Origin of the sequence: Danxiaibacter flavus (assembly GCF_041060425.1) — a bacterium.
Taxonomy (GTDB): domain Bacteria; phylum Bacteroidota; class Bacteroidia; order Chitinophagales; family Chitinophagaceae; genus Danxiaibacter; species Danxiaibacter flavus.
The window spans coordinates 944,783-961,170 of record NZ_JAULBC010000001.1; the positions used below are offsets into that span (position 1 = coordinate 944,783).

At 42.4% G+C, this 16,388-nt stretch carries 10 protein-coding genes; 1 reads left to right on the plus strand and 9 read right to left on the minus strand.

The window, feature by feature from the left end:
• Positions 1–114: 114 nt before the first annotated feature.
• The 5 genes from QTN47_RS03585 to ggt form a co-directional block, all read right to left on the minus strand.
• A complete protein-coding gene (locus tag QTN47_RS03585; RefSeq protein WP_369327950.1) occupies positions 115–4,950 on the minus strand; it encodes a translocation/assembly module TamB domain-containing protein in 4,836 nt (1,611 codons plus the stop codon).
• A 409-nt stretch (positions 4,951–5,359) separates the two neighbouring features.
• Entirely contained in the window at positions 5,360–6,337 is a 978-nt protein-coding gene (locus QTN47_RS03590; protein ID WP_369327951.1) for an aminotransferase class I/II-fold pyridoxal phosphate-dependent enzyme, read from the minus strand.
• 71 nt (positions 6,338–6,408) lie between these two features.
• A complete protein-coding gene (locus QTN47_RS03595) occupies positions 6,409–7,065 on the minus strand; it encodes an HAD family hydrolase (RefSeq protein WP_369327952.1) in 657 nt (218 codons plus the stop codon).
• 2 nt (positions 7,066–7,067) lie between these two features.
• The gene (locus QTN47_RS03600) at positions 7,068–7,565 is read right to left on the minus strand and encodes a DUF1572 family protein (RefSeq protein WP_369327953.1); all 498 of its coding nucleotides are present in this window, start codon (positions 7,563–7,565) and stop codon (positions 7,068–7,070) included.
• A 205-nt stretch (positions 7,566–7,770) separates the two neighbouring features.
• On the minus strand, positions 7,771–9,486 hold the full coding sequence (gene ggt / locus QTN47_RS03605) for a gamma-glutamyltransferase (RefSeq protein WP_369327954.1): 1,716 nt from the start codon (positions 9,484–9,486) through the stop codon (positions 7,771–7,773).
• 402 nt (positions 9,487–9,888) lie between these two features.
• On the opposite strand from ggt, the gene QTN47_RS03610 reads away from it, so the two are divergent.
• Entirely contained in the window at positions 9,889–12,393 is a 2,505-nt protein-coding gene (locus QTN47_RS03610) for a M14 metallopeptidase family protein (RefSeq protein ID WP_369327955.1), read from the plus strand.
• 215 nt (positions 12,394–12,608) lie between these two features.
• On the opposite strand, the gene QTN47_RS03615 is transcribed toward QTN47_RS03610, so the two are convergent.
• The 4 genes from QTN47_RS03615 to thiE all read right to left on the minus strand — a co-directional run bounded on the left by QTN47_RS03615 (position 12,609) and on the right by thiE (position 16,363).
• Positions 12,609–12,932, minus strand: coding sequence for a T9SS type A sorting domain-containing protein (locus QTN47_RS03615; RefSeq protein ID WP_369327956.1), 324 nt, complete (start codon positions 12,930–12,932; stop codon positions 12,609–12,611).
• Between the two features lie 1,057 nt (positions 12,933–13,989).
• Complete coding sequence (locus tag QTN47_RS03620) at positions 13,990–14,640, minus strand: TenA family protein (RefSeq protein WP_369327957.1); 651 nt, start codon at positions 14,638–14,640, stop codon at positions 13,990–13,992.
• 233 nt (positions 14,641–14,873) lie between these two features.
• A complete protein-coding gene (gene thiD, locus QTN47_RS03625) occupies positions 14,874–15,731 on the minus strand; it encodes a bifunctional hydroxymethylpyrimidine kinase/phosphomethylpyrimidine kinase (RefSeq protein ID WP_369327958.1) in 858 nt (285 codons plus the stop codon).
• Positions 15,728–16,363, minus strand: a complete 636-nt coding sequence (gene thiE / locus QTN47_RS03630; RefSeq protein ID WP_369327959.1) for a thiamine phosphate synthase — start codon at positions 16,361–16,363, stop codon at positions 15,728–15,730. Before thiE ends, thiD begins: the two co-directional genes overlap by 4 nt.
• Positions 16,364–16,388: the final 25 nt, after the last annotated feature.

Below are 16,388 nucleotides of genomic sequence, written 5' to 3' on the forward strand. Positions count from 1 at the left end.
TGTGCGTTATACGTAAGTCAAATTAATTGATTTGATGGACTTTGTCAATAGGTGAGACTTTATTGAAATGAAGATTTAATGATCATGACTGCTGCAGAAAAGACATGTCTCCGGTTATTTCATCACTTTTTCGTCTGAAGCAACTTTTGGAGTATCTTTTGGTTCTTTAGGTTTTTTGCTGAAAACTTTTTCAAAATCCCTTGAGTAAGAGAGCCCAATTCCCTGGCGGGTTTTGCGTCCGATAGCACTACCTCCGGTTGCAATATCAAGGGAGCTTTTGTTGAAAACAATAAATCGCAACTTACGGTCCTGAGTTATCAGCCATTGTACGGAAATGTCCGGCAACCATTGAAAACTTCCCGTTTGAGTGGTGTTGTTTCCTACACCAAAATCAAGGCCCGTTCCAAATGATAGTATGATACGGTCGTTCAGGATCCGTTGATTTACTTTCAGGTTAATGTTCTGCCTGTCCATGCGGGTTGTTCCTGTAGTGGCCTCGTTCTGTGTAAGAATACTTGAACTGCTGTAGGTAGATGTTGAGATATCAAACTGCAGGCTTTTATCACCTGTAATTTTAAACAATACATCGGACAATATTTTATTGGCCTGATCGGCTATCTTCTGTGAAATCGTGTTGATGCCCAGCGACGCACTTAGACCACCAAAATTGCTGTTGTTCGGTCCGGTGCCTGTTGGATAAAATGAACCGAACACAATAAGCATACTGGCCTGTTTCAGCATTTCGTTCTGATCACTTTCCAGTCTGCGTATGTACATCGCCAGTTCCTGGTTATTCTTAATGGTACTGTAATCCGGAAAGTCTATGGAGAAGTCAATATCCGGCCTGCTTAGTTTTCCCGTCAACTGCGCTATTACATAAACATCACCGCGATAACTCTGCAGGTCAGTCGTTGCGCTTGATAATATGGCAGAGTTGCTGATCAGTTCTTTCAGGCTCACATTGTTTGCAGTATATTTTGCCTCTACATTAAGGCGGGCATCGTAAGGGTCGCCTGTCCATTCAATATAATTACCCGACCCAGCCAATAGCTCAAATGGTTTTCGGATGAATGACTGGAAGTTGAAGTTGTACAAGCCCCGTTCAATATTGTAGCGGCCTTTCATTGTCATATCTCCCTTGGATGGTACATGAATCAGCATGCGGCCATTACCTGTCGCCTGTATTACGTCACCGGTAAGTTCATCAAGAATTACATCTATCTGGGCTTTGTTGTTGGCGGTAAGATCAAGGTCTATATTAAGCCTTGTATTTTCTTTTGCAATTAATTTTTGTTCAGTTCCGTATTGTTTAAACACAATAAAATCAGCTTCAGCACTTTCCTTACTGGTAGTTGTAAGAATGTAGATATGTGTAGTATCATTAACCTCGCCGGTAATGCCCATTTGCATATTATCCTGCGGGCCTTTTAAGCTGAATGCTATTTTTCCGATAGCTCTTCCGTAAAAAGTGCTGTTATCCGCTTTTTTGGTATTTAATACCAGCAGTTTGTTCGACGTAATGTCAAAGTCATATCGCATGTCTTTGAATCCATGTTCATATAGTTTTCCTTTTACGGTAGCTGTTCTTTTTGCATCGTCCTTAATGGTAAACTGGCCAAAATCTATAAGACCTTCGGAAAAATTGAACACAGCAGAGTCTATCGTATAATGCACTTTGGTATAATCAACCGTCAGGCTGCCTTCTCTTAATGCTACTTTGCCAATAAGATCGGGAGCCTGGGGATCGCCTTTTACAATAAGCTTTCCGGATGCTCTTCCTTTTACATCAGAAAATATGCCTTCAAGAAACTGGTTCAGGATGACCACACGTGCATCTTCCAGGTCAAGTGTGGTATTCAATGCATTGCCGGTAGAATCTTTCAGATCATACGAGCCTTCACCTTTTAATTTATATCCGGCATTATCTGAGCTAACGTTGAAATTAATCAGGCCGCTTGCATTGTTTAAATGTCCTTTTACGAACACGGTGCCGATTGAGTCGTTGTTTAACCTGAACTCATCGGCCTTAATATTCGCGTCCGCTTCAAACTTGCCGAAGAAATCTCTCAGATAAACTTCGCCATTTGCAAGACCTTCCAGTGTCGGCTGCTTCATTAATAAAGGCGTAAAGTCTCCTAACACAAGGTTCTTGATCTTTACCACCAGGTTACTTGTATTGCCGCCATCTTCTTCCTGTGTTTCTACAGCAATTTCCTGGAAACCCTGGCTGAATTTTACGTTAGATGCAGAGGCAAAGCTTTTTCGGACAACTATTTCGCCTTCTTTTTCAAGATTCCATTTTTTATCATTGATAATAAATGAGGAAGGCCTGAACTTAACTCTTACACCATCATTGAGCGTGTACACATCTGCATTTAAACTGGCATTGTTTAATGTACTGTTAGCTTTTGTTGTAAGATGTACCACGGAATGGTCTTCAGCCGAAGCAACGGTTAAGTCTGTTCCCGGAAAATAAGTGCTGTCTGAAATATGAATGCTTCCGATATCTCCTGTAAGGGTAAGGTTCTTATAATCGCCGCGCCCGTTTACCCGGGCATTTTCAATTTTGTATTTGTCATATTGAACGAAAGGAATATCCATTCCTACATAGAACCCTGAATCCTCTGTATTTACGCCCCCGGCTATTACCGCATTGTCCAGCCCGGTCAGTTTTGCATCGAGTATAGATGCATATTTGGCGAACTGCCGCGTTTTAAATACAACAATGAATTTTTGATTTTTCGGAACGGTTACGGGATCATTAATTAATGACGGGTAATATTTATGCAGGAAACCCTGGAAGCTGGTTGAAAGGTCAAGAATGTTGTATTGTCCACGAACCAACAGATCAAACTCATTGCTTTGCACATGTAATATCTTTCTGTTAGCTGAATCAACAAATGCATTCAGCGTGAGCGAGTCAAAGCTCAGTTTGCTGCTGTCATGCATAAGGTTGGCGTTCAGTATTTTGGCCGTTCCTAAAAAGGCGTCGATGTTCTTTCCTTTAAAGTTAAGGTCAAATAAGCCTGTCAGCTCGAAGTGATCGTGCGGGGTAAAGTTGAGTTTTTGAAAGTTAGAGTTTACAAGGTCACCCAATACGTTGAAGCTCGGTTGTTCTCCGTTCAGATCTATTGCTATACTACTGGTGAAATTAAAATTGGGATCATTCGATTTGAATTCGCCATTAAACAGTTTTTTCTGGATATTACCGTTGATGATGAGATCAGAATAATTGTACCCGTTAAACTCAAACTGCTTGAATGTTCCATCCAGCACAGTATTCAGACGTGACAGATTAAAACTTCTTCCGTTGATCTTTCCGTCGAAGGTTACTCTTCCAAAAAGATCATTATCAATAAAACGGCCAAGATTAAACTGGCGCGTATTAACGGTTCCGGAATAGGAGGGGTCTCCTTTCCCGGGTAGTTTAATACTGATGTTAGTGTAGGCGCCGCCAAGGCTGCTGGTGATTGTGCCATTCGTTGTAAAATCATGGATGGTACCTTTATAGCTGCCGACAAAACGGATATCGCCAAGTGCCGCCAGATCTGGCGTTTTTATATCCTGCAGCCCTTTATACAGAATAGCAGATTCATTATAATTGGTTTGAATATTGCCATCCGTAAAATTGATCTGTGTTTTATCTATATCTGGCAGGCCGTGCATGCTAAGATGCCCACTAACGTAGGTAGCATTGCCGCTCTTTAAAAAGAGGTTTTTTACATCGAAATGGCTCACGGTTCCGTCAAATCTTCCGCTCATTAATACTTCCTTTTTCCAGTCTTTCATTTCCGGGGCAAAAAAGGCAATATCATCCGAGTGAACCAGCGAATTACGGAAACGTGCAGTCATCGTTACACTGTCAACATACTCATTCATATCCTCATTAAAGTCATCGAACCTCATCGCATAGTAATCGGTAAGGTGACTTTTGTTCGTCCTCAGATCCATCCTGGCAAACTCCATTATTTGTGGAGTAAGCCTGAACTGTGCAGTTAACTTTTTTATTGCCAGGCCACTTCTTTCCTTTGCAGACAATTCAATTTTAGCCTTAATGGTGTCTTTAATGAACGTGAGATTATTGAAGTTGGCGTTGATGTTGCTGATCCAGATGTTGGCCGGCTCAAAATATCCGGGAGTTACTGGCCTCCCGGGCTGTTCGATGGCTATATATCCGTTGGTGAGTTTTAATTTTTTTGCGCTAACAGAAATATCACCTTCATTAAAATACATCCCGGTGTCAATTTGTTTTTTGGGGCGAAGGCTGTCTGGTCTTAATCCTTCAAAATCGTACAGGGCAAAATATGGTTTATCGAGTTCTACTTCGTTAAAGGAGAAAATACTTTTCTCCATGTCCATTTTCTCGGCATCCATTACCATGCTGCCTATTTTAACTAGCATACGTTGCCCTATCCACTTGTCATTATAGAGGAAAGAGACATTCTTTAAGTCAACTTTTTTGATGTCGAAAACGGTGCCTTTGGAAGAATCTGCAGCAGTAGCAGGTTTAGACCCGGTCACCTTAGCAGAAAGCTGGCTTGTATCTTTTCCTGAAAAATGGTCCGCTATAAACTGGTAGTTCCAGGTTTTTGTAGTGCGTTGCAGTTTAATGTTCGCATCTTCCAGCCCTACATATTTAAAGTCTGCAGTTCTCTTAAAAAAGAACCAGTCAGTTATTCTTATCTTAAGCTTGCCGGCGTAAAGAAGCGTGTCTTTTTTTTCATCCCGGATAAGCGTTCCCTCAAGGTTGGCGCGATTAAAAAGCGAAAGGCTTACGTGTTGAACGCTGACTTCCGTATTCAGATCTTTGGATAAACGTTTGGTAACTTTACCTAATATGTAGTTCTGTACTGTTTCGGTTTGAATAAGCAGCCATACCAGCAGTAAAAATGCCAGTAAAATCAAGAGCGAACGACCCAATATCCTCAGAGATTTCTTAACTATTTTCATTCCTCAAAACAGCACACTAATTAAGGTGGCAAGATAATTCTAAAAATTTGAACGGTAAGTTTATTTGTAGAGGTGTTTCAAATATTAGGAAGAGTTTTATGTGAGATAAAAAAGGGCCGCATATTTTGTATGATATGCGGCCGGATATATAATAGAGGAGTCTGTCGTTGATTTGCCAGTTTTTATAAATCGCTTCTATACAACTAGTGAATAGTGAATAGTCAATGGTGAAGGGCACAAACTGGCTGAGTAAATATATGCAGCTCTAGCCATGACGGACCTCCGGCGTAACTTCTTGTACGTCCTTATATACCTTATACGGTTCAAAAAACTTCGCTTCGGTCAGCTTTAGGCTTTAAGCTTTATCAGTTGTTTACAAAGAAACGTTGGCGCGGCCAACATCCTACTTCTATAGTATCTTATTCAAACAGCTTGCCAGTTTTTCCAGATCACCGGGAGTATGCAACGCATTTAACACAATGCGTTGAATTTTTTTTCCGTTCGGATCCGGATAGGCGAAGGATGAGATAATTACTCCTTCTTCGGCCAGTGCCAGCTCATTGACAGACGATGGAAGAATAAAAATGGGAAGCCCGTTTGGAGAGCTGATCCTGGCAGTATCTCCGATCAACGATCGAAAATGCCTGATGTTCTGATCAAGCTTTTTTCGCCGTGACGCATACAACTCCTGTGCGTGTATAAACGCATATAAAAACGCCGGCGAAGGTGCAGTTGCGGCTGTATATTCCGGCATGTCCCTGAGTTTGGAGGCAACTTCTTTTGAGCAGCTTATTGCCCCTGCTATAATATTACAGGCTTTTGACAGGGAATAAGTGATCAGGCCCTTGTCTTTCGCAAATGGAAGGGATGATGCAATTCCTTCACCATTGGCACCCAGCAGGCCAAATCCGTGCGAGTCATCTACAATGTAGAAATCTGTTTGGGGCTTGAAAAAAGAAAAATTATTGACGGTGGCGTCCAGGATATTGACTGAATCTGTTGCAACAATATTTCCTTTTGAGGGCTGTAAATTGCCAAACCTTGGCCTGATTGCCGGATGGGCATTGGCTGGATATTGCAATTGTTGCTGCCAAAGCTCTGTAGAGAGTTTGCCAGCGATAAATCCGGATGACACCAGCACCGTTTCTGCAAAGCCGGTGATGGAAGAAAGCAGCTGTTCGCATTCTTCAAACAAGGCCAGCCTGGTATTGGAAATACGGGAAGAAGGAAAAAGTGGCCCGAATTTGCGCAGCCCTTCCTGGAGTAGTGCATTAAATTCAGGTACATGGCTCATTCCGAGATAGCTGTACCCGGAGAAAAATAAATATTCCTTTCCATTGCTAACGGCTGTGCGGCCGGGCTGTTCTTCAAAAATGAAAGTGTGCATTAGAAATTAAAAATTCAAGGTCAAAAGGTAAAGTGGTGTTAGATCGTATAATCCGCGAGTGGACAGGCTGGCTAATTTAACAGCAATTTGATTTGAGCCAGTGTAATATCCCGGTAGTCGTTGATAATAAGATCGGCTTCTCCCAGGTCTTCACGCGCATGTGTGGTGGAAAGTGCCACAACTCTCATCCCCGCGCCTTTTGCAGCCTTGATACCGGCAATGGCGTCTTCAAAGGCTACACATTTTGCCGGATCTGCTTTTACGAGTTCCGCCGCTTTCAGGTAAATTTCCGGATTGGGTTTACCCCTGGTGATATATGTTGAGTCGACTACTACTTCAAAATAATGCCGCATAGACAACCTGTCGAATGCAAACTGGATATTTACTGGCAGCCCCGATGTAGCTACGGCCATCGGAATGTTTTCTGCCGAAATAGATTGAAGCAGATCCATGAGCCCGGATATGGGTGCAATATGCGGTTCATACAATTTGCGATACAACGATTCTTTTTGATCAATATAATCCGCAAGTTCTTCGGTTGTCAGCTTGCGGCTAAATATGTCTTCAAATATTTCCCTGTTGACTTTCCCATTCATATTTTTTTTGTAGTGCTCCATGGTAAGTTCACGGCCAAGACCCCTGTAAAATTCCTGCCATGCCATAATATGATAGGGATTGTTGTCAATAAGCGTTCCATCCATGTCAAAAATGATTGCTTGCGGTTTCATGGCTATTTTTTAGTTTTTGGAATACTTAATGATTGCCAGTGCTGATCCTTCAGCATTTTGCCAATCATTACTATTTGGCCTACGTGATAGGCATAATGTGCCAGTTGTCTCAAAAATGCATCAAATGCAAATAACGGTTCAGACCTTATGTAGACGGTATTCATCAACTCTTCAGGCTTAATATCTGCAATTGCTTTAAACACGCAGTTCCAACCGGTCTGCCAAAAGTCAAGCAGATCTTTTGTTGTCGTATCTGACGCTTCAAATTCGGCATCGCGCTTCCGCCATTGTTTTTCGCCATCTTCTGTAAGAAAATTGGTAAACCTGCTCATCATGTTGCCGTACATGTGTTGTATAATAATGGCTATGCTGTTGCTCTCTTCTGAAGGCTTGAAGTAGAAGTCATTTTCTTCCAACTGCTTAAACGTTTCGTCGCCCAGGTTTTTGTAAGATCTGAATCTTTTCTCAAGGTCGGTTAGAAAGTTTTGTTCGAATTGCATGGTGGTGTATTTAGCCGTCAGCTATCAGCTTTCAGGCGATGAGTTATTTTATAGTCTAATTAAAAGCCAGTCTTCTAGTTCATATTATATGTCAATCAGTCATTTGAAACATTATGGTCTCCAATATCAGACATCCAAACATCAGACATCAGCGATCTCTGGTTTTCGGCTTTAAGCTTTAAGCTTTGAGCTTTACGCTTTCAGCTCAAAACCCCGCCACACTATCATCGCCTCTTTTATCCGCTGCTGTTTCCAGCTTGCCGCCGTTTATTTTAATGAGTTCTGTCCGGCCAATTGCGCCACGCTGCTCGATCGTATAACCCATTTGTTTCAATGCCTCACTGGTTGATGTTAAAAAAGTCTTTTCAATATATACGACATCAGGCAGCCACTGGTGATGAAATTTTGGTTTGTTTACAGCATCTTCAGCATTCATGGAGAAATCAACCACATTCACAATACTTTGAAAAACTGAAGTAGGAATTGTTGTTCCCCCGGGCGTGCCTACCACAACAAAAGGCTTATTGTCCTTTAGCAGCAAAGTGGGCGTCATGGAACTTAGCATGCGTTTGCCCGGCTGAATGGCGTTCGCTTCTCCGCCTATTGCGCCGTACATATTGGGGACGCCAGGTTTTATACTGAAGTCATCCATTTCATCATTCAGCAAAAAGCCGGCGCCACCAACCACGGTTTTGCTGCCATAGCCATTGTTAAGGGTAGTTGTAACAGCAACCATGTTGCCTTCTGCATCCATAATGCTTAAATGAGTTGTCTCCTCACTTTCTTTCAAAATGCCGTAGCTGATATTGGTGCTTTTTCCCGCTTTATCAACTGCATAGTCCTGCATCCGTTGTGTAAGGTAGGTATCACTCATCAGCATCTTTGCCGGCACTTTCCAAAAATCGGGATCTCCCATGTATTGAGCTCTGTCTGCATAAGCGCGACGTTCAACTTCTACCATTAATTGCACCGCTTTGGGCGATTGAAATCCATATTCATTCAAAGGAAATTTTTCAGCCATTTTCAGCATTTGAGCAAGCAGTATTCCGCCGCTGCTGGGGGGAGCAAAGCTCACAACCTCAACTCCGCGGTAGCTGAATGTTACCGGCTTTCTTTCTTTCGCTGAATAGTCTTTCAGGTCTTGCAAGGTTATTAAGCCATTTCCCCGTTCCATTTCGTTTACAATTAATTCCGCAGTCAGCCCTTCGTAAAAACCTTTTTGGCCATTGTCTCTAATGCGCTTCAACGTTTCGGCAAGATCCTTTTGAATTAAAGTATCTCCGGCTTTCCATTCACCATCTTTAATAAAAGCAGAGCGTTTGGTGCTATACTTAATAAAGTCAGCTTTATTACCGTTCAGGGATCTGGCCTCATGTTCGGTAATTACAAAACCGTACTCAGCAAGATCGATGGCTGGCTGTATCAATGTTTTGAATGGAAGTTTTGCATAAGGAAAGGTTGCAAAAAGTCCTGCGACAGTCCCCGGAACGCCGGAGGACAAATGACCGTTTTGAGAAAGCGTGGTCTGAGCCGTTCCTTCTTTATCAAGATACATATCGCGACTGGCACTGGCAGGTGCTTTCTCACGGTAATCAAGCCCGATCAAATTTCCATCCTTTTTTCTGGCCAATAAAAATCCGCCGCCACCAAGATTACCGGCACCGGGGTAAACAACTGCCAAAGCAAGTTGTGTTGCTATTGCGGCATCAAAGGCATTTCCCCCTTGTTGCATAATTGCAGCCCCAACCATACTGGCTAACGGATGTGCACTTGCGACGGAAGCTTTGTTGAAAGTTGCAGTTTTGGTAATCGTGTATTTATACGGGTCGACTTTATTTCCTGCTCCAACCAGCGGTTGCTGCGCTGTTATTGATTGTAATAAAGTGGTTAGTGAAATTAGTAGTAGCGTGTTCTTCTTCATATGGCAATTTAAAGAAAAGAATGAAGCGAGGTGTCAGGTATCAGGTATCAGGTTTGAGGTTTGAGGTGTGAGGCGTGAGGTATGGGGTATAGACCTCAGGATGAGGGAGCATTGCATGCCTGATTTATGAGGCGCATAATGCAGGTTTTGAAAGTTCCTATCAGAATAGCAGATGAAATAGCTGATCCAGTTTCATTTGCACAGACGAATTATGCCTTTGCCCAAATAATACTCTCAAACCACAAACCACGCACCTCATACCTCAATCCTCACGCCTCACGCCTTCAATCCTCAATCCTCAATCCTCAAACCTGATATCTGACACCTGATACCTGAAACCTGAAACCTGTCTCTCCATTCTCCCCAAATTCTCCTATTTTCACTCTTCTATTTCCACATATTATGAAGAAAATACTTGCGTTGCTACTATTGGCAAATGTTACTAACTGTCTTGTTGCTCAATCGCTTGAGTCTCCCGAGCAATTTTTGCACTATAAGGTGGGAACGAAATTTACACCCCATTATAAATTAATTGAATATTTCAAGAGGATAGCGCAGGCAAAACCGGATATGGTTAAGTATGAGCAATACGGCGCCACCAACGAAGGGCGCGAGCTTGCTTTGGTATATGTAGCACTTCCCGAAAATCTTAAGCAGCTTGAAACCATCCGGCAGAATAATCTGAAGATGGCTGGAATAGGAAAAGACAAATCGGCTACGGGCGCAGTAAAGTCACCCGTTGTTGTTTGGTTGAGCTATAATGTCCATGGAAACGAGCCCGCTTCTTCTGAAGCCGCGATGCTGACCTTATTTGCTTTAGTAGATCCGGCCAATACGCAGACAAAAGAGTGGTTGAAGAATACGGTGATCGTAATGGATCCATGTGTAAATCCTGACGGTCGCGACCGGTATGTAAACTGGTACAACACGGTTGCAGGAACAAACAACAATGTTGATCCGCAATCGCGCGAACACAGTGAGCCCTGGCCGCAAGGCAGGTCCAATCACTATAATTTTGACCTGAATCGTGACTGGGCATGGCAAACACAAATTGAATCCCGGCAGCGCATGAAAAAGTATAATGAGTGGATGCCGCAGGTGCATGTTGATTTTCACGAGCAAGGTTATAATCAACCCTATTATTTCGCACCGGCAGCGGAACCCTATCACGAGGTGATCACTCAATGGCAGCGTGATTTTCAAACCCTGATCGGAAAAAATAACGCAAAATATTTTGATGCAAACGGATGGCTATATTTTACGCGTCAGCGCTTTGATCTGTTTTATCCATCCTACGGTGATACTTATCCAATGTACAATGGTGCTATCGGTATGACGTTTGAGCAGGGTGGGATCCGCGCCGGACTTGGTGTTGTTAACAGTGAAAAAGATACGCTTACGCTGGTTGACAGGGCTACACATCATTACACTACCGGATTATCAACAATTGAGACTTCTTCAAAAAACGCAGACAGATTATTAACCGAGTTTCAAAAATTTTTCGAGAATAACCGCAACGGAACAAGTAACAATTTTAAGACCTATGTGGTTACTTCGCGCAGTTTCAATAATATTAAAGCGGTTGCCGATCTCCTGGATAAGAATGGAATTGAATATGGTTCTGTAACAGCATCCGGCTTCAAAGGCTATAACTATTTTTCAGGAAAGGATGAGGCATTTGTTAATGAAGGTTATCAGCTGGCTGTCTCTGCATATCAGCCGAGAAGCGCAATGGCAAGGGTATTGTTTGAGCCGGTTACCAAATTGAACGATTCTATTACTTATGATATTACAGCATGGTCCCTGCCGTACGTTTATGGTGTAAAAGCTTATGCGGTAAAAGAAAAGCTTGACGTTGGTGCTCTTAAGACTGCTCCCGCATTACAAAAAGTCAGCTCTGATTACGGATTGCTGATTCCTTATAACTCTTTTGACGGTGCAAAACTGTTGGCCGCATTGTTGAAAAGGAAAGTTCGTGTGCGGGTAAGTGACAAGCCTTTTACCTACAACAATAAAGTGTACAAGCAAGGTACTTTGATTGTTTTGAAAGGCAACAACACAGCCAACTGGAGCGATATAGTGAACAATCTTTGTGCAGAATTCAATATTCAGCCTGAAGCAGTAGCTGGCGGATTTGTTGACCAGGGAGCTGATTTTGGTTCGCCGGATATAAGATTTTTAAAGCCTGTGAAAGTGGCGATGCTTACCGGGGAACAAACTTCTTCACTCTCAGCCGGAGAAGTGTGGAACTTTTTTGACCAGGTATTGAACTATCCTCTAACATTATTAAATGCAAATGAACTGGGCAGGATTACACTGAGTAACTATGATGTTTTAATAATGCCTGATGGAAATTACAAAGCTTTTGATGATACCAGGTTAAGTGATAAGCTAAAGAATTTTGTAGCAGACGGAGGTAAGCTGATCGCAATGGAAAATGCCGTTAAACAAATGGCTGCCGGCGATTGGGGAATTAAGCTGAAGGACGATAAAATTGATGACAAAGGAAAGGAAAACAAGGAAGATTCTTTGCTGCTAAAAAGATATTCAGAGCGTGAGCGTGATGAAGTGGCAAACGAAATCCCTGGTGCTATTTATAAAGTCCGGCTGGACAATACGCATCCGCTTGCTTTTGGTTATCCTGATTTCTATTACACTTTAAAGCAGGATGGCAATATGTACGAATACACAAAGAACGGCTGGAATGTTGGTACAATTTCGTCCAAAGATCATGTGGCTGGTTTTGTCGGCAGCAAACTTATGCCGCATTTAAAGAACGGCCTTTTGTTTGGTGAGCAAAACATAGGCTCAGGCTCCGTTATCTATCTTGCCGATGATGTGCTTTTTAGAAATTTCTGGGAGAACGGCAGGCTGATGTTTGTTAATGCGGTTTTCATAGCCGATTAAGCTGTGGTTGAGTTATGGTTGAGTTGTTGTTGAGTTGTACGTTGTAAGTTATACGTTGTACGTTTATCGAAGCGGGTTGAGTTATACGTTGTAAGTTGTACGTGATACGTTTATCATAGCAAAGAAGAGTAGCGCATAGTGCGCACCGGAATAAACATTAGGCTGCACAACCCTTCGCTTTGATCAACGTATAACTTAAAACGTATAACGTACAACTATTTAGTCACCTGGAATTTACCGCTTTCAATAATGCGGCCTGTTTTATCGCGGAGTTGGTAAACATAGATACCACGGAAATACTCGTCCAGTTGAACGGTGATCTTGGCATTGGAGACCGGCATGTCAGCCATTTTTTTACCGGTGAAACTGTAAATCTGGAGCGTGGCCGTTTTTTCAATTGATTTGTCGAACTCAAAATTTACGAACGCCACGGCAGGGTTGGGGTAGCATTTGATAACTTTCGGTTCTTTGTCGTCGGCCATAAAACCTGTGGCATGACCGAACATAACATGGCTGCCGGCCATAAGCAGGACCAGCAAAAAGGCTTTTTTTGTTAAAGATGGTTTCCGGTGTAATAAATGTGCCATATTAACGTTCGCTCTAACAAAGTTAACCGAAAATTTCACCTGACAATGAGTTAGATATACTTTTTACATCTCATTTTAATTTGTTGAACACTGATAGTCATCTTATTCAACTGCAATTTTGTTCAAATGAGATTGTTAAAATTTGAAGAAAGGGCAATAAATGGCTGTCCGCTGTTAGCTATCAGCTATTAGCTTTTGCCCACCATTCCCCATTTTTCTAACTCTTATGATCGCGCTATCATATTCTCTTACCCTCTCAAGAATCATTCTCGCTACATAAAACATACGGTTCATACAACCCATTCGTTGCCCCTCTTACTGTCTTTTAAGCTGTCAGCTATTAGCTATTAGCTATTAGCTATCGGCTGAGCCCGTCTTGCCCAATTATCTAATCCTTGTGGTCGTACTATCGTATTTTCTTACCCTCTCAAAAATCATTCTCGCTACATAAAACATACGGTTCATACATTGCATTCGTTGCCGCCTCTTACGGTCTTTTAAGCTGTCAGCTTTAGCCCCTTTTTGCAAATTTTCTAACATCTCTATAAACATACGGTTAACTCGACCCGTTCGTTGCCCATTCTTACTGTCTTACGATCTTACGCGTCTTACGGTCTTTTAAGCTATCAGCTATTAGCCTGGGCCCGTCTTCCCCCAATTTTCTAACTCTTACAATCATGCTACGTATTTTCTTGCCCTCTCAAAAATCTTTCTCGCCACTTAACACATTCAGTTAATACAACTCATTCGATGCCTATCTTACTATCTTACTATCTTACTGTCTTACGGTCTTACGGTCTTTTAAGCTGTCAGCTTTAAGCTATCAGCTATTAGCCTGGGCCCGTCTTCCCCTAATTTTCTAGCTCTTCCCGTCATGCTATCGTATTTTCTTACCCTCTCAAAAATCTTTCTCGCTACTTAACACATTCAGTTAATACAACTCATTCGTTGCCCTTCTTACGATCTTACTGTCTTACGGTCTTACGGTCTTACATGTCTTACGGTCTTCTTAAACCTTCCACCTCTCCATCCCATACGCGCTATCCCAAAACATCCATTCCATTTTTGTGGTTTTGACAAACGCTTCGGTCATAGCCTGTTGCTGTGTGGGTGTTAGTTGAGCAGCTTTTTCATCAGCGATAGCGATTGCCCTTTTCACGGAAATGGCGAATTCTTCTCCTGCATATGTGTCTATCCATTGCTGGTAAGGATTGTTTTCTTTTTGTTGGTTTGCATAGATATGGTCACCCACTTTTTTGTAGATCCAAAAACAAGGAAGCACGGCGGCAATTGCCACTTCGACGGAGTCCAGGTATGCGCGGCGGAAAAGGTGATCTGTATACAATTGACAGGTCGGCGAGATCTCAGCTATTTCAGAGACCTGCCACGCAGAAAAATAATTTTCATGAAGCGCTCTTTCAACAACAACGGCGCCCTCGGCAAACCGAATGAAATCCAATGACTCTGCTGAAGGTAATTTGGAAGCAATGATGGCAAGCACCTTGCTGAATGCGCTGAGGTAATGCGCATCCTGCATCATATAAAAACGAAAACGCTCAGTAGTTAAGGTTCCTGCCATCAATTCTTTATTAAAGGGCATGTCCAGTATTTTCTCATAGATCTGTTCGATGCTGTTCCATGCGTGTTCACTCCAGTTCATAATTCAATGTAAGATGTTATTTAATGTGCGATGTTAATCAATGTACGATGTTAGATGTACGATGTTAGATGTACGGTGTACGATGTTCTGATGTCTGATGTTTTGATGTCTGGTGTGGTTGCGACTTTTTCAGGGTCGAATATTCATGGCGAAGCTATTTTCACCTCAGGCCTTACGCCTTATTCCTCAAACCTTATTCCTCTTGCCTCTCCTGAAACCTGATACCTCACGCCTCACCCCTCACGCCTTCCTTCCCCAATAACATATTTTTTCATGGCCTTGGGCGCATAAAAATGATTTAATGGTCCATTGCCTTTTCCGGTAAGTACGTCTTTGCCATGATCTATTGCATTGTAAGTGTAGTCATGTGCAAGCTGAATGGACTCGGGAATTGAGTTTTTCATTGCAAGAAAAGCAGCGATGGCTGAGGATAATGTGCAGCCAGTTCCATGTGTATTGTTGGTAGGAATATAAGGTGCTTCAATAATGATTTTTTGTCCCTTTTTGTGCATCCATACATCAAACAGCTGATCAGTTTTAAGATGTCCTCCCTTGATTAAAACAGAGGTACATCCTGATTGTAATATATGTTTACCAGCCTGTTGCATGGTCTCTGTATCATGTATTGAAGATCCGGTAAGAATGGATGCTTCATCCAGGTTGGGTGTTACAACCGCTGCCAGTGGGAACAAATATTCTCTTAAAGCATCAGAGATATTGCCCGACGAAAGTTTGTCGCCACTTGTTGCTATCATAACAGGATCCACAACAATTGGAATGTTGGGATAATTTTTCAAAGTTCTTGCAACTGCCGTTACAAGTGAAGGCGTATGCAACATGCCTATTTTAATGGCAGCGGGCTGAATATCGTCAATAACAGCGGTGATCTGTCCGCGGACAATATCTTCCGGAATGCTATGTATCCCGGAGACGCCCACTGTATTTTGAACGGTAATAGCCGTTATGGCGCTGCAACCGTAACATCCCAATGCGGAGAACGTTTTCAGATCAGCCTGTATGCCCGCACCGCCACCGCTGTCAGAGCCGGCAATGGTCATTACCGGCGCATAAGTAAATTTCTTCTCTGTCATGATCTGCTGTTTTTTTCAATTTCATTACGCAACATAGCAGCTGCTTTTTCCGGATCATCCGCACTGCAGATAGCTGATACTACAGCAACACAATCTGCGCCAGCTTTTATAACATCCGCCACGTTGGTTAGGTTGATGTTGCCTATGGCAACAAGGGGTTTTGTGGTTGCTTTGCGCATCCATCTTATGCCATCAAGTCCCCATTCTCTTACCGTGTCCACCTTTGTGGAAGTGTTAAAAACAGGACTGATGCCAAGATAATCCGAAGGTATTATTTCGGTATTGTTAAGTTGTTCTTCATACTCAATAGAATAACCAAGACAATTGCATTGGGGCCATGCTGCTCTTATTGCAGTCGGTGAAAGATCACTGTTGCCTACATGAACGCCGTATGCATGAATGTATTGAGCAACCTGCCAGCGATCGTTTATGATAAGCGGAATGTTGTTTTTTGAAAGCAGGGATTGCAGTTCGGTTGCCGTATTGGTGAATACTTCTTCAGTGGCGTGCTTGTCCCTGAACTGTACAATATCAACGCCGCCTTTAACAGCTGCAGCAACAACATCCAGTAATTTTTTGCCTTTACAGGCGAGTTCATTTGTTACCAGATAAAGCTTATGTGGAAATGCCATATTATTTGTTTAATTGTCCCAAACG

Bases quoted from the DNA above. Each gene is read 5' to 3' on its own strand.
- QTN47_RS03590 (WP_369327951.1), bottom strand. From the start codon at position 6,337: ATGCACACTTTCATTTTTGAAGAACAGCCCGGCCGCACAGCCGTTAGC.
- thiD (WP_369327958.1), bottom strand. From the start codon at position 15,731: ATGACAGAGAAGAAATTTACTTATGCGCCGGTAATGACCATTGCCGGC.
- QTN47_RS03600 (WP_369327953.1), bottom strand. From the start codon at position 7,565: ATGCAATTCGAACAAAACTTTCTAACCGACCTTGAGAAAAGATTCAGA.
- QTN47_RS03610 (WP_369327955.1), top strand. From the start codon at position 9,889: ATGAAGAAAATACTTGCGTTGCTACTATTGGCAAATGTTACTAACTGT.
- thiE (WP_369327959.1), bottom strand. From the start codon at position 16,363: ATGGCATTTCCACATAAGCTTTATCTGGTAACAAATGAACTCGCCTGT.
- QTN47_RS03620 (WP_369327957.1), bottom strand. From the start codon at position 14,640: ATGAACTGGAGTGAACACGCATGGAACAGCATCGAACAGATCTATGAG.
- ggt (WP_369327954.1), bottom strand. From the start codon at position 9,486: ATGAAGAAGAACACGCTACTACTAATTTCACTAACCACTTTATTACAA.
- QTN47_RS03585 (WP_369327950.1), bottom strand. From the start codon at position 4,950: ATGAAAATAGTTAAGAAATCTCTGAGGATATTGGGTCGTTCGCTCTTG.
- QTN47_RS03595 (WP_369327952.1), bottom strand. From the start codon at position 7,065: ATGAAACCGCAAGCAATCATTTTTGACATGGATGGAACGCTTATTGAC.